The organism is Accumulibacter sp. (assembly GCF_036625195.1).
GTDB lineage: Bacteria > Pseudomonadota > Gammaproteobacteria > Burkholderiales > Rhodocyclaceae > Accumulibacter.
This window is the reverse complement of record NZ_JAZKUG010000001.1, coordinates 4,218,322-4,231,343: the sequence shown is the minus strand read 5'-3', so window position 1 is coordinate 4,231,343 and position 13,022 is coordinate 4,218,322. Positions and strand designations below refer to the sequence as shown.

Annotated in this window: 14 protein-coding genes; 7 read left to right on the top strand and 7 right to left on the bottom strand. The window is 66.3% G+C overall.

All coding sequences use genetic code 11. The features are described from left to right. The first annotated feature begins 3 nt into the window (after positions 1–3). Positions 4–540 carry a hypothetical protein gene (locus V5B60_RS18615; RefSeq protein WP_332349069.1) on the top strand — a complete coding sequence of 179 codons (537 nt, stop codon included), beginning with the start codon at positions 4–6 and terminating at the stop codon, positions 538–540. Between the two features lie 18 nt (positions 541–558). Further along, entirely contained in the window at positions 559–1,581 is a 1,023-nt protein-coding gene (locus V5B60_RS18610) for a hypothetical protein (protein ID WP_332349066.1), read from the top strand. A 351-nt stretch (positions 1,582–1,932) separates the two neighbouring features. On the opposite strand, the gene guaA is transcribed toward V5B60_RS18610, so the two are convergent. After that, positions 1,933–3,498 (bottom strand): glutamine-hydrolyzing GMP synthase, encoded by a 1,566-nt coding sequence (gene guaA / locus V5B60_RS18605; protein WP_332349064.1) that lies wholly within the window; start codon positions 3,496–3,498, stop codon positions 1,933–1,935. Positions 3,499–3,556: 58 nt separating this feature from the next. Next, a complete protein-coding gene (gene guaB, locus V5B60_RS18600; protein WP_332349062.1) occupies positions 3,557–5,014 on the bottom strand; it encodes an IMP dehydrogenase in 1,458 nt (485 codons plus the stop codon). A gap of 62 nt (positions 5,015–5,076) precedes the next feature. Between guaB and V5B60_RS18595 the strand changes: the two genes are divergently transcribed. Continuing rightward, a complete protein-coding gene (locus V5B60_RS18595; protein ID WP_332349060.1) occupies positions 5,077–5,532 on the top strand; it encodes a DUF4124 domain-containing protein in 456 nt (151 codons plus the stop codon). Between the two features lie 10 nt (positions 5,533–5,542). Here the strand turns inward: V5B60_RS18595 and V5B60_RS18590 are convergent, their stop codons facing one another. Then, on the bottom strand, positions 5,543–5,857 hold the full coding sequence (locus V5B60_RS18590; RefSeq protein WP_332349058.1) for an RnfH family protein: 315 nt from the start codon (positions 5,855–5,857) through the stop codon (positions 5,543–5,545). After that, complete coding sequence (locus tag V5B60_RS18585; RefSeq protein WP_332350630.1) at positions 5,850–6,293, bottom strand: type II toxin-antitoxin system RatA family toxin; 444 nt, start codon at positions 6,291–6,293, stop codon at positions 5,850–5,852. The genes V5B60_RS18590 and V5B60_RS18585 overlap by 8 nt, the downstream gene beginning before the upstream one ends. A 77-nt stretch (positions 6,294–6,370) precedes the next feature. Between V5B60_RS18585 and smpB the strand changes: the two genes are divergently transcribed. Then, positions 6,371–6,817 carry an SsrA-binding protein SmpB gene (gene smpB / locus V5B60_RS18580; protein ID WP_034937001.1) on the top strand — a complete coding sequence of 149 codons (447 nt, stop codon included), beginning with the start codon at positions 6,371–6,373 and terminating at the stop codon, positions 6,815–6,817. Positions 6,818–7,001: 184 nt separating this feature from the next. Here smpB and V5B60_RS18575 read toward each other — a convergent pair whose 3' ends face one another. Then, positions 7,002–7,754, bottom strand: coding sequence for an FCD domain-containing protein (locus V5B60_RS18575; protein ID WP_332349055.1), 753 nt, complete (start codon positions 7,752–7,754; stop codon positions 7,002–7,004). Between the two features lie 261 nt (positions 7,755–8,015). Between V5B60_RS18575 and V5B60_RS18570 the strand changes: the two genes are divergently transcribed. The 3 genes from V5B60_RS18570 to V5B60_RS18560 are packed head-to-tail and all read left to right on the top strand — an operon-like array spanning position 8,016 to position 10,902. After that, positions 8,016–8,801: a (Fe-S)-binding protein gene (locus V5B60_RS18570; RefSeq protein ID WP_332349053.1), complete on the top strand. Its 786-nt coding sequence runs from the start codon at positions 8,016–8,018 to the stop codon at positions 8,799–8,801. After that, the gene (locus tag V5B60_RS18565; protein WP_332349051.1) at positions 8,798–9,466 is read left to right on the top strand and encodes a LutC/YkgG family protein; all 669 of its coding nucleotides are present in this window, start codon (positions 8,798–8,800) and stop codon (positions 9,464–9,466) included. The genes V5B60_RS18570 and V5B60_RS18565 overlap by 4 nt, the downstream gene beginning before the upstream one ends. Next, the gene (locus V5B60_RS18560; RefSeq protein WP_332349048.1) at positions 9,463–10,902 is read left to right on the top strand and encodes a LutB/LldF family L-lactate oxidation iron-sulfur protein; all 1,440 of its coding nucleotides are present in this window, start codon (positions 9,463–9,465) and stop codon (positions 10,900–10,902) included. The genes V5B60_RS18565 and V5B60_RS18560 overlap by 4 nt, the downstream gene beginning before the upstream one ends. Before the next feature lie 73 nt (positions 10,903–10,975). Here V5B60_RS18560 and V5B60_RS18555 read toward each other — a convergent pair whose 3' ends face one another. Beyond that, positions 10,976–11,707, bottom strand: a complete 732-nt coding sequence (locus V5B60_RS18555; protein WP_332350628.1) for an alpha/beta hydrolase — start codon at positions 11,705–11,707, stop codon at positions 10,976–10,978. Positions 11,708–11,825: 118 nt separating this feature from the next. Continuing rightward, the gene (locus V5B60_RS18550; protein ID WP_332349046.1) at positions 11,826–12,827 is read right to left on the bottom strand and encodes an AAA family ATPase; all 1,002 of its coding nucleotides are present in this window, start codon (positions 12,825–12,827) and stop codon (positions 11,826–11,828) included. Between the last annotated feature and the right edge of the window lie 195 nt (positions 12,828–13,022).

Genomic DNA, 13,022 nt, shown 5'->3' with positions numbered 1-13,022 from the left:
CTCGTGATTGCAGCCGTCCTCAGTTTTCTGCTCTCCAGCGTCCACGCCGCTGTCCAGTCGGTACTCGATCAGTTTTTCGCCAACCTGCGCAATCGCGCCGACTCGGACCGCGAGGTCACCGCCCAAGCCTTCTACCAGGCACGTTACAAGATCAACGCGCTGGTGTTCGGCGAGGTCAATCAGCACCTGATGGGACTGGTGCAGGAACCCTTGCCGATCCCGCGCTGGAGAGGCTTGCGGGTGGTCCCGGCCGATGGCAGCGCGGTTCGCTTGACGATGATGAAGGACCTCGTCCGGTCGATCGTCACACGCCTCAGTTCCCGCTCCAGTTCCTTGACTGTCTGCTCCTTGTCGCGCTCTGTTTCGGATCCCATCGAGGCGACAACCAGTCTGGCACAGAGGGAACGCCAGCCGGCAACCGGCGGCGGGCGCTACTCGATGTGTCCTCGAGGTGGATTGACGCCGGTGCCGCAGGCGTGCATTCTTGAATGCAAAATGCCGCGGATTCGCTGCTGCACACACGGTGCAGCGGCAGAATGAGCGCGGCGGGGGGGAGACATGGGTATTCTCGATTGGCTTTTCGGCGGCGATGACGCGGCGACGGGGATTCTGGTCGACCCGACGGTCATCGAAGCGCGCATCGACGAGGTGGTGGGGATCGTCAACCCGCGGCTGAAGCTCGTCCCCGGGTATCGCCGCAGGCTGGCTCCGGCCGTCGAGCAGGCAATCGTTTACTGCCGGACGATCGAGGCGCAGATTCCCAGGGCGATCGAGGCGACTGCGGCGATGTGGGCGGACAGTCCGACCCTGCGCGCCGTTTTTGCCACTGCCCGAGACGTCCCGATGGTCTTCAGTCGCAGCCGCTCGGTACAGGACTTCTTCGACCGCGAGCCGGATGCCGACCAGGTCTGGGCAGCACTGCGTTTCATTCGTCGCGAGGAAGCGCGTGTCGTGGTCGCGGCGAACGGTGACCTGATGCAGCGTGACGTCGTGCGGACGGCGGTTTCCTGTGTCGACAAGAAGGTCGTCCTGCCGAGTGGCTGCGAGCACGAGGCGCGGCTCGAGATTCGCCGCCGTGCATTCAGGTTCCTGGTGACCGAGGCGCTCCGGCAGATCGTTTCGGCCGAGGCAGCCTGCAAGGATCTGTCGATGGAACGTTCGATCCTCATTGGCCGGCTGATGATCCTGCGCGGCCAACGGGCCGGTCTCGAAACGGTGGTCGGCCATGGCGGGCGGACGGCAGGACAGATCGCGGAGGTCGGGGCCAGTCTGGCGCGCAACGAGCAGGCGCTCGCCGCGTGTGCGACCCCCGGCGATGCCCTCGAACAGGCCATCGAGTGCATCCAACAGGTGCTGACCCATGGCGCCGACCATCTCCGCATCGAGACGGTCCGGCTAAGGCTCGACCAAATGAACCTCATCGTCCCGGAAGGATCACCCGCTGCCGCCGTCGACATCGCGCTGCCGCTGGTGGTCGTGCGGAGCGCTCCCGTGATCAGCCTGCTGCCGTGCAGCTTCCCGCGTCGCGACCTGATCGGGCGCCGGACCCTGCTCGATGACGCACAGCGGCTGGTTTGCTGAGAGGTCGTGAAGGCCTGACCGATCAGGCGCAGCCGACGCTGGCCGGCCCAACTGGCGGCCGGCTTGACTGGTCTGCTGGGCGCTGCGGCCATCCCTGGCTTGGCTTCTGCAGGATGCCGGGCACTGCGGTCCGCGTCAGGCCGACCACCCGGATGCCAGAGAGCGCCGCGAACGGGGCGAGCAGCTTGCGCTCGCGGCCCATCACATCACCACGTCGCCATGTCCGAGCGAGGTGAAGAGCAGTCCGCTCGCCGGACTGGTCGGCAGCATTCGCTTCGTCCCGCGCAGCCCGTGTCGCCATCCCGACGCCTCTCCGGGCCGTCGCTTGCCGCCTCGTGTCGTCGGCCGGCACTATTCCCACTCGATCGTCGCCGGCGGCTTGCTCGAGATGTCGTAGACGACGCGGTTGATGCCCCGTACCTCATTGATGATCCGGTTCGCGACCTTGCCGAGCAGGGCGTGTGGCAGTTCAGCCCAGTGGGCGGTCATGAAATCCAGGGTCTCTACCGCGCGCAGGGCGACGACGTACTCGTAGGTGCGCCCGTCGCCCATGACGCCGACCGAGCGCACCGGCAGGAAGACGGCGAAGGCCTGGCTGGTCTTTTCGTACCAGCCGGCGGCGCGCAACTCGTCGACGAAGATCGCGTCGGCGCGGCGCAGCAGGTCGGCGTACTCGGGTTTGACCTCGCCGAGGATGCGCACGCCGAGGCCGGGGCCGGGGAAGGGGTGACGATAGACCATCTCGTGCGGCAGTCCGAGGGCGATCCCGAGTTCGCGCACCTCGTCCTTGAACAGTTCGCGCAGTGGTTCGAGCAGTGTCAGGTTGAGGCTCTCGGGCAAGCCACCGACGTTGTGGTGGCTCTTGATGGTGTGCGCCTTCTTCGTCTTCGCTCCCGCCGACTCGATGACATCAGGGTAGATCGTTCCCTGCGCCAGCCAGCGCGCATTGGGAAGGCGTGCGGCCTCGTCCTGGAAGACCTCGACGAACACGCGGCCGATGATCCGGCGCTTCTGCTCCGGGTCGGAGACGCCACGCAACGGCGACATGAAGCGCGTCGTGGCGTCGACGTGCACGACGCGCACACCCAGGTTGCTGGCAAAGGTGCGCTGCACCTGCTCAGCCTCGTTGAGACGCAGGAGACCGTTGTCGACGAAGACGCAGGTCAGCTGGTCGCCGATGGCACGGTGGATCAGCGCTGCCGCCACCGATGAATCGACCCCACCCGAAAGGCCGAGGATGACTTCATCCTTGCCGACCTGCGCGCGAATCCGCGACACCGCCTCGACGACGTAGTCGGGCATGTTCCAGTCGTGTCCGCAGCCGCAGATATCGCGCACGAAGCGGCCGATGATCTCCGCCCCCTTGATCGTGTGCGTCACCTCGGGGTGGAACTGCACGGCGTAGAAGCGGCGCTTTTCGTCGGCCATGGCGGCGATCGGCGTCGAATCGTTGCTGCCGATGATGCTGAATCCCGGCGGCAGTTCGGTCACCTTGTCTCCGTGGCTCATCCAGACGTCGAGCAGTCCGTGACCGTGCTCGTTGCGGCGGTCCTCGATGTCGCTGAACAGCGCCGAGTGGCCGCGAGCCCGCATCTCGGCATAGCCGAACTCGCGCCGCCGCGAGCTTTCGACGCGGCCGCCGAGTTGTTCCGCCATCGTCTGCATGCCGTAGCAGATTCCGAGCACCGGCACGCCGAGTTCGAAGACGACGGGCGGCGCCCGGAAATCCTCGACCTCATAGACCGAGTTCGGCCCGCCGGAAAGGATGATGCCCCGCGCGCCGAATTCGCGGACGAAATCCTCGCTGACGTCGTAGGGATGCAACTCGCAGTAGACCTGCTGTTCGCGCACGCGACGGGCAATCAGTTGTGCGACCTGCGAGCCGAAATCGAGGATGAGGATCTTCTGATGGGACATCTTGCGGCCTCAAATGCAGCGGGCGGCTCGTCGCCGCCCGTCAGTGGTCGATTGCTGCTCAATCGACGTGGTAGTTTGGCGCTTCCTTGGTGATCTGGACGTCGTGGACATGTGATTCGCGTACGCCCGAGGAAGTGATCTCGACGAAGCTCGCGCGCTCGTGCATCTCGGCGATGGTGCAGCAGCCGAGGTAACCCATCGACGAGCGCAGACCGCCCATCAACTGGTGGATGACCGCGAGCACCGAGCCCTTGTACGGAACACGGCCTTCGATTCCTTCGGGCACCAGCTTGTCGAGGTTGGCGGTGTCCTGGAAGTAACGATCCGCGGCGCCGGCGGCCATGGCGCCGATCGACCCCATGCCGCGGTACGACTTGTAGGAACGGCCCTGGTAGAGTTCGACCTCGCCGGGGGCTTCCTCGGTGCCGGCGAACAGGCCGCCGAGCATGACGGCGTCGCCGCCGGCGGCGATCGCCTTGGCGATGTCGCCGGAGTAGCGGATGCCGCCGTCGGCGATCAGCGGCACGTCGCTGTCCCGCAGCGCTTCCTGCACCATCTGGATGGCGGTGATCTGCGGTACGCCGACGCCGGCGACGATGCGTGTCGTGCAGATCGAACCCGGGCCGATGCCGATCTTGACGCCGTCGGCGCCGTGGTCGAGCATGGCGCGCGCAGCATCGGCGGTGGCGATGTTGCCGCCGATCACTTCGACGTCGGGGAAGGTCCTCTTGACCCAGCGGACGCGGTCGAGAACCCCTTGCGAGTGGCCATGCGCGGTGTCGACGACGAGGACGTCGACCCCGGCCTCGACGAGCAGTTCGGCGCGCTCCTCGGTACCCGGACCGACGCCGATGGCGGCTCCGACGCGCAGGCGACCGCCCGCGTCCTTGCTCGCGTCAGGGTGTTCGGTGGTCTTGATGATGTCCTTGACGGTGATCAGCCCGCGCAGCTCGAAGGCATCGTTGACCACCAGCACACGTTCGAGGCGGTGCTTGTGGATCAATGCCTTGCCTTCCTCGACGGTCGCTCCCTCGTGCACGGTCACCAGCCGATCGCGTGGCGTCATGATGTTGCTCACCGGCTGGTCGAGCAGGGTCTCGAAGCGCAGGTCGCGGTTGGTGACGATGCCGACGACGACCTGGCCGTCGACCACCGGTACGCCGGAAATCCTGTGCAGCCGGGTCAGGGCGACGACGTCGCGCACTGACATTGTCGGCGGCACGGTGATCGGATCCTTCAGCACGCCGGATTCGAAACGCTTGACGCGTGCGACTTCCTTTGCCTGCGCCTTCGGCTTGAGGTTCTTGTGCACGATGCCGATGCCACCTTCCTGCGCCAGGGCGATCGCCAGCCGGCTTTCCGTGACGGTGTCCATCGCCGCCGAAACGAGCGGCAGGTTGAGGCTGATGTTGCGTGTCAGGCGCGTCTTCAGGGTGACATCGCGCGGCATGATCGTCGAGTGGGCGGGGAGGAGAAGGACGTCGTCGAACGTCAGCGCCCTTTGGATTACACGCATGGCCTTTGATCCGAGGTCACAAAAACGTATTATACAGCGTGCTCCTCAACGGCTCGCTGACCATGAAACGCTTTGCTCTTGCCGCTGTCACCCTGGCGACCGCAATCGCTGCACCGGCGCAGGTCTATCAATGGCAGGATGAGCAAAACAGGACGGTGATCTCGGATCGTCCGCCGTCTGGTCCGGTGCGGCAGCTGCGCCGGATCGACACGACAGCACCACCGCCGGCGGGCGAGCCGGCTGCAACGCCGGCGAAGACGCTGGCCGATCGCGACATGGAGTTCCGCAAGCGGCAGCAGGAGGCGCGCGATGCCGCCGAGAAGAGCGACAGCGAACAGCGGGCGAATGCGCGCAAGCGCGAGGACTGCGAGGCGGCGCGCAAGTCCCTGCGCAGCCTCGAGTCGGGCGAACGCATCTTGCTGCCAGACGGCAAGGGCGGGCGCTATCCCATCGACGACAGCGAGCGAGCGCAGTTGATCTCGCGCATGCGCGAAGACCTGCAGCGCGACTGCAAGTAGCCGGCCTCCCTCATTCGCCGTCGCCAGCGCCCTTCTTCATCACCTTGCCGGCAGCGGCTCGCTGTTTGCGGACCTCCTTCGGATCGGCGATCAGCGGCCGGTAGATCTCGACGCGGTCGCGGTCGTGGAGCAGGGCGTCCGGCTTGCTGAGCTTGCCGAAGACACCGATCCGGTTCGTCTTCAGGTCGATCTCCGGGTGCTTCTGCAGCAGCCCCGAGGCATCGATCGCCTGCTGCACGGTGCTGCCCTGCGGCAGCCTGAGGGTGAGCAACTGCTGCTTGGTCGGCAGTGCGTAGATGAGCTCGATGGTCAGCATCTCAGGCATGCCGTGCCCCGTGGAGCTCGTCGGCACGGCGGACGAAAGCCTCGACGAAGGTGTTGGCGATCTGGCTGAAGACGGGGCCGATGACCTTCTCGAACATCCGGCTGGAGAACTCGTAGGAGAGCTGGAACTCGATCTTGCAGGCGCCTGCGGTCAGTGGCTTGAATCGCCACAACCCGTCGAGGCGGCGAAACGGTCCATCGACCAGCGTGATCTTCATCCACAACGGCGACTCCTTGTCGTTTGCCGTCGTGAAGTGCGAGCGGACGCTGCGGTAGTTGATGTGCAACGTCGCGACCGTCCGCCGCTCGTCGCGGAACTCGCAGTGGGTCTGGCTGCACCAGGGCAGGAACTGCGGATAGTCCTCGACACGATCGACGAGATCGAACATCCGTTGCGATGAATGCTCGATCAGCACCGACTTCTTGACCATGGCCATCGTCTGCCACACCTCGCGAATCCTGTAGAATCGCGGATTCTAGCACTCCGGAACCCGCCCAACCGAGATACGGCCGCATGAGCATCGTCGCCAACAAGAAGGCCTTTCACGACTACTTCATCGAATCGAAGCTGGAGGCGGGCATCGTTCTCGAGGGCTGGGAGGTCAAGGCGATCCGCGCCGGTCGTGCGAGCATCAAGGAGGCCTACGTCGTCGTTCGTGACGGCGAGGTCTTTCTTTTCGGCATGCACATCACGCCGCTGCTGGCGGCGTCGTCGCATGTGCGGCCGGACCCGGTGCGCACGCGCAAGCTGCTGCTGCATGCCAGGCAGGTCAGCAAACTGATCGGCCAGGTCGAGCGTGCCGGCTACACGCTGCTGCCGCTCGACCTGCACCTGCTGCGCGGCCGCGTCAAGGTCGAGATCGGTCTCGCCAAGGGCAAGAAACAGCATGACAAGCGCGAGGCCGAGAAGGAGCGCGACTGGGTGCGCGAGAAGGCGCGCCTGATGCGGGTCAAGGTCTAGCAGCCTGTCGGACTTGATGGGTCGAAGCGAAAGAAGTGGGAGACGAGCGCAGTTTTTCACGGATTTCAAGCGAATAGTGGTTCTATTCGTGCAGAAATACGGGGAGAAATGAGCCGTCTTCCCACTTCTTGCAGCCGACTTGGTCAAGTCCGACAGGCTGCTAGCACCCCTCGTTGGCTGACGTTCAGCTCAGGTGGCGCAGCGATCGTTGCTGCCGCTGCTCGGGTTGCGCGGCGTCGATCAGCCGCTGCCGGACATAGCTGATGTGCGCCTCGGCCGCCAAGCGGGCCGCCTCGGCTTGGCGGCCGGCAATCGCGTCGCGGATTGCCGCGTGCTGGCGCATCAGTTGCTGGCCGGTTTCCATGCTGACCGAGATTTCGCGCAGGGTGTGGCGCACGTGTTCGTGCAGCAGGCGCAGGATGCTTGCCAGCAGGTGGGCGAAGACGGCGTTGTGCGCCGATTCGGCAATCGTCAGATGAAAAGCGACGTCGGCAGCGACCTGTGCGCTGCGGTCGTTGCCGGCATAAGCCGCGTCGAGGCGCAGGTACGCCTGGTCGAGACGTTCCAGATCGCTGTCCGTTGCCCGTTGTGCTGCCAGCGAGGCCGCCGACGCTTCCAGCAGGTGGCGGAATTCGAGTACGTCATCGTGCAGCAACGGGTGCTCAGCGAGCAATCGCTGCCAAGGATCGGCGAGGCTCGTGGTCAGCCGGTCGGTGACGAAAGTGCCGCCACCATGGCGACTCAGCAGCAGCCCGCGCGAAACGAGCTGCTTGATCGCCTCGCGCAGCGAGGGGCGTGAGACGCCGATTTCGAGCGCCAGTTCGCGTTCGGCCGGCAGACGGTCGCCGGGTTTCAGAGCGCCTTCGATGATCCGCGTCTCGAGCTGATGCGCGACGGCATCGGGAATCCTCGGCAACTTGAGTTTGCTTTGCGTCATGCGCTGGTTCTCGTGTCCTCCGGGCATCGGCGCCGGATTATTGCAGGAAGAATCTGGTCTGACCAGTTGCCGTGCTGGTTGCGCGCTCACCGGGGTTGCCCCGGGCCCGCGCGTGCGGGCATTCCTGGGATGCCTGCAACCCGCCAGCCAGCCAGGACAATTGCCCTGGGTGTGGCAAGGATTGACAAAAGGTCGTGGCAACCGTAAGTTAACCTGAAGTGGTCTTACCACTTTCGCTTCAAACTTGCGCAGGAGCATGCCATGGATGGGACAGAGCGCCGCGAGTATCCCGAAAAGCCGGCCCGGGTGTACCTCTTCGGGACCTGTCTGATCGATCTCTTCTGTCCGCAGGCCGGGCTGGACGCGGTCCGGCTGCTCGAGCGGGAGGGGATCAAAGTGATCTTTCCTGCCGACCAGACCTGCTGCGGGCAACCGGCACACAGCAGCGGCTTTCCCGACCAGGCGCGGGCGGTGGCTCTGGCCCAGTTGCGGCTGTTTCCCGAGCCGTGGCCGGTGATCGTTCCTTCCGGTTCCTGCGCCGGCACGATGCGCCACCACTACCCGAACATGTTCGCCGATGACGCGCTGCTGCAGGCCGAGGCGCAGGCGCTTGCCGATCGCGTGTTCGAGCTGTCGGAGTTCCTGCTCGAGGTGGCGAGGGTCCGCCTCAGCGACCGCGGGCCGCGCGAGCGCGTCGCCCTGCATACCTCGTGTGCCGCGCGCCGCGAAATGGGGACGCACCTGCACGCCCGCGCGCTGCTCGACCAGTTGCCGGCGGTCGATGTCGTGGTGCATGCCCACGAAGCGGAATGCTGCGGCTTCGGGGGCACCTTTTCGCTCAAGCATCCGGCGATTTCGGGGGCAATGGCCGGCGACAAGGTCGATGCGCTGCAGGAGACGGGCGCGACGACCTTCGTTTCCGCCGACTGTGGCTGCATGCTCAATCTCAACCACACGCTGCAGAAGAGGGGGAGCAGCCTGCAGGGACAGCATCTGGCCAGTTTTCTCTGGCGGCGCTGCGGCGCGGATGCCGGAGAACCACGGTGAGCGCGCGTGACCAAATCCTGCAGCGACTGCGGCAGGCAGCACAGGGACCGCTACCGTTGCCACCCGACGTATGGGGCCAGCAGGTCGCGCTCACCGATGCGGCTGGTGCCGGCGATCGCGGCGAGCGGATCCGGCTGTTCTGCGAGAAGATGGCTTTCTGGCGCGGCGAGGTCGTCCGCACCAGTCGCGACGACTGGCCGGCGAAGCTGCGCGAGCTGTGCCTGGCGAAGGGGGTGCGCTCGCTGCTGCATGGCGAGCGGCACGCCGCGGTGCTGGCCGGCAGCGGCATCGCCGGCCTGCGCTGTTACGACCGGCCGCTCGAGGAGTGGAAGACGGAGCTCTTTCGCGACATCGACGCCAGCCTGACCTCGACCCGCGGCGGCATCGCCGAGACCGGCACCCTGATCATCTGGCCGGACGCCAGCGAGCCGCGCCTGCTGTCGCTGGTGCCGCCAATCCATTTCGCGCTCCTCGATGCCGACCAGATCCATGCCAACCTGCTGGCGGCGATCGGCGCACAGGACTGGAGCGGCCACCTGCCGACCAACGCGTTGCTCGTCTCCGGGCCGTCGAAGACCGCCGATATCCAGGTGACGCTGGCCTACGGCGCGCACGGGCCGAAGGAACTGGTCGTCCTGCTGCTCGACGGGGAGGACGCGCGATGAACGCACGGCCACTGCACTTTGTTCCCGCCAGCGAGTTCCGCGAGCGCGCGGCGACGGCGGTTGCCGACGAGCACCTGCGCCGCAGCTTTCGCGGCGCGATGGATTTCCTGATCGGCAAGCGGGCGGCGCAGTTTCCCGATCTGGCTGCCTTCGAGCGTCAGCGCGCGCTCGCCGAACACATCCGCAAGTACAGCCTGGCGCGCTTGCCGGAACTGCTCGAACTGCTCGAGCGCCGGCTGACCGAGAATGGCGTGCACGTGCACTGGGCCGAAACGCCGGCCGAGGCGAACGGGATCATCATCGACATCGCCCGTCGACACGCGACGAAGCTGATGGTCAAGGGCAAGTCGATGGTCAGCGAGGAGATCGAACTCAATCATGCGATGGCCGATGCCGGCATGGAGGCGCTGGAGAGCGACATGGGCGAATACATCGTCCAGCTCGACGGCGAGAAGCCCTCGCACATCATCATGCCGGCGATCCACAAGACGAAGGAGGAGATCGCCCGCCTGTTCGCGGAGAAGGTCCCCGGCGCCCGCTACACCGATTCGGTCGACGAGCTGATCGGCATCGGCCGCGCCGTGCTGCGCGAGAAGTTCATGGCCGCCGAGATCGGTCTCTCGGGAGTCAACTTCGCGGTGGCCGAGACCGGCACGCTGTGCCTGGTCGAGAACGAGGGCAATGGTCGCATGTGTACGACGGTGCCCGATGTGCACATCGCGATCACCGGCATCGAGAAGGTCGTCGAGAAACTCGAACACGTGCCACCGCTGTTCGCGCTGCTCACCCGCTCGGCGACCGGACAGGCGATCACCACCTACTTCAACCTGATCAGCGGGCCGCGCAAGCCGGGCGAGAAGGATGGGCCGCGCGAAGTCCATCTGGTCCTGGTCGACAACGGGCGCACCCAGGCCTACGCCGACGAGCAGCTGCGCGCCACCCTGCAGTGCATCCGCTGCGGCGCCTGCATGAACCATTGCCCGGTCTATACGCGCATCGGCGGCCATGCCTATGGCACGACCTACCCGGGCCCGATCGGCGAGATCATCTCGCCGCACCTGCTCGGGCTGGCGGCGACGCACGTCCTGCCGACCGCGTCCAGCCTCTGCGGCGCCTGTGGCGAGGTCTGTCCGGTGCGCATCCCGATTCCCGAGCTGCTGGTCCGGTTGCGCGGCGAAGCGCAGCACGACGCACGCGTCGGGCAGCGGCCGTTGCTCGGCCAGGGGGCGGCGCGCAATCTCCTCATGGACGCCGTCTGGGCAGGCTGGGCCGCGCTGTACACCCGTCCGCTGCTTTACCGTGCGTTCGGCTGGCTGGCGACTCGTCTGCGCCTGCTGACGCCGCCGCGCCAATCCGGATGGACGCAGAGCCGAACGCCGCTGCGGCCGGCCAGGCGGACGCTGCACGAGGAGATGGCGGCGAGGACACGGCGCTGAACGCCTGATCCTTTGCGCGGCGGGCACCCGGGGCGCCGGCTGACGATGCCCCGGCCTGGATCCTCGCCAGCGATCAGTCGCGCACCTCGAGCAGGAAGTCGATCGCCTGCCGCCACCAGTTCTCGTCGAGCCGATAGAACCAGTCGTTGTGATCGGCGCCCTCGATCAGCGCCAGGCGCTTGGGTTGCGGCAGCCCATCGTACAGCGCGCGCCCGAAGCGGGCGGGGACGATCCGGTCGTCGGCGGCAACGGCGACCAGTACCGGCCGCTGCAGGCCGGCGAGATGACTGCTGCTGTCGTAACGGTCGCGCAGCAGCAGCTTCACCGGCAGCAGCGGGTAGTGGTGGCTGGCGACGTTTTCCAGCCTGTCCCACGGCGTGATCAGCAGCAGGCCGCCGATCGCCGCGCGCTGGCGCGCACTGGCTGCCGCGGCGACGCCGGCGCCGAGCGATTCGCCAATGATCAGGAGGGGTCCGCCGTAACGCTCATGCGCGAGCGCGATCGTCCGTTCGGCGTCGGCCACCAGGCTGGTCTCGCCAAGCTCGCCGGCGCGCGGTCCATAGGCCGGATACTCGGCGAGGATGACGCGCAGGCCGAGCGGCACCAGTGCGTCGCTGTAGAACTGGCGGTGGGCGGCGTGCCCGGCATTGCCATGGAAGACGATCGCCGTCGCGCGTGCCGGGCCGGCGGGCTCGGCCAGCAGTCCGCGGAAGTCCTCGGCGCCCGGCCAGGGAGCGAGGCCGCCGGAGGTCATCTCGCCGACGCCGGCGCGCTGCGGGAAGTAGAGCAGATGGTTCTGGAACATGGCGATTCCCGTGCAGGCGAGCAGATAGGACAGGATGCAGAGGGCTATGACGCGCAGCGCCGAGGCGGCGGCGCGGCTGCCCAGCCAGAGGCTGGCGCCGGCAGCGACCGGGCGGTCGTCACTTGCGCCGGAAATAACGGGCGTCTTCAAACAATGAGGAGATTTCAACCTTGCAGATCTCCGGGTTGTCCGGTATCAGGTAGAGGATCGGCGTGATCAGTTCCTCGAAGATGCCCCGCAGGCTGCGTGCGCCGGTCTTGTACTCCATGGCGAGTTCGGCGATCTGCTCGAACACGCGCGGGCCGATGCTCAGTTCGACGCCTTCGTCGCGGAAGATCGCGATGTACTGGCGATAGATCGAATTCCGGGCCGTGCTCATGATGCGCACCAGCATTGGCTTGCTCAGCTCGTGCAGCCGGGCGATCACCGGCAGGCGACCGGTGAACTCGGGGATCAGCCCGAACTCGAACAGGTCGGTCGGCTTGACGCGCTTGTTGAGCCGGTCGAGGATGTTCTGGTTGTCGTCGGCCGAGGTGGCGATGAAGCCGAAGCCGTGCGTCCGCGCCATGATGTTCTCGAGCCCGACGAAGGCGCCGCCGCAGATGAACAGGATGTTCGCCGTGTCGATGTAGCGGTTGTCCTTCAGCTTGACCGGCGAGCCCTCCATGATCTTGAGCAGCGCATGCTGCACGCTCTCGCCCGAACTGCTTCCCGCCGCGGCGTTCGGCGAGCGCAGCTTGTCGATCTCGTCGATGAAGACGATGCCGCGCTGCGCGTCCTCGATGCGGCCGTCGGCCTTGTCGAGCAGCCGCTGCAGTGCCGCCTCGATTTCCTCGTTGGCGTACTTGGTCTGCGCCAGCGAGGTGGCGTCGGCGGTGACGAAGGGCACCTTCAGCAGGCGCGACAGCGTGTCGCAGAGCAGCGTCTTGCCGGTGCCGGAGGGGCCGACGAGGAGCACGTTGCTCTTGGCGATCGCCCCCTGGTCATTGCGCAGGGTGGCGATCTTGCGGTAGTGCGAATAGACCGCGACGGCGAGCACCTTCTTGGCCTCATCCTGGCCGATGACGTACTCATCGAGGTACCTGACGATGGTGCTGGGCGTCGTTTCTCTGGCGAGCAAGCTGTCTTACCCCACATCCACAAGATGGTCGTTCGACGATGCGCGGTCGGCGGGCGGTGCCGCAGGGTCACGAATCGCCATCCCCGCGGCTATCTTACGGTGAAATGGCTGTGGGCGGGCATCGGCAGCGAGCAACCAGATCCCGGGAGGCGCTGCACGTCACCCCGATTGACCGCCCACGAGCGGGCCACCTAT

Coding starts and splice junctions, on each gene's coding strand:
- V5B60_RS18610 (WP_332349066.1), top strand. CDS start 559: ATGGGTATTCTCGATTGGCTTTTCGGCGGCGATGACGCGGCGACGGGG.
- guaA (WP_332349064.1), bottom strand. CDS start 3,498: ATGTCCCATCAGAAGATCCTCATCCTCGATTTCGGCTCGCAGGTCGCA.
- guaB (WP_332349062.1), bottom strand. CDS start 5,014: ATGCGTGTAATCCAAAGGGCGCTGACGTTCGACGACGTCCTTCTCCTC.
- V5B60_RS18595 (WP_332349060.1), top strand. CDS start 5,077: ATGAAACGCTTTGCTCTTGCCGCTGTCACCCTGGCGACCGCAATCGCT.
- V5B60_RS18590 (WP_332349058.1), bottom strand. CDS start 5,857: ATGCCTGAGATGCTGACCATCGAGCTCATCTACGCACTGCCGACCAAG.
- V5B60_RS18585 (WP_332350630.1), bottom strand. CDS start 6,293: ATGGCCATGGTCAAGAAGTCGGTGCTGATCGAGCATTCATCGCAACGG.
- smpB (WP_034937001.1), top strand. CDS start 6,371: ATGAGCATCGTCGCCAACAAGAAGGCCTTTCACGACTACTTCATCGAA.
- V5B60_RS18575 (WP_332349055.1), bottom strand. CDS start 7,754: ATGACGCAAAGCAAACTCAAGTTGCCGAGGATTCCCGATGCCGTCGCG.
- V5B60_RS18570 (WP_332349053.1), top strand. CDS start 8,016: ATGGATGGGACAGAGCGCCGCGAGTATCCCGAAAAGCCGGCCCGGGTG.
- V5B60_RS18560 (WP_332349048.1), top strand. CDS start 9,463: ATGAACGCACGGCCACTGCACTTTGTTCCCGCCAGCGAGTTCCGCGAG.
- V5B60_RS18555 (WP_332350628.1), bottom strand. CDS start 11,707: ATGTTCCAGAACCATCTGCTCTACTTCCCGCAGCGCGCCGGCGTCGGC.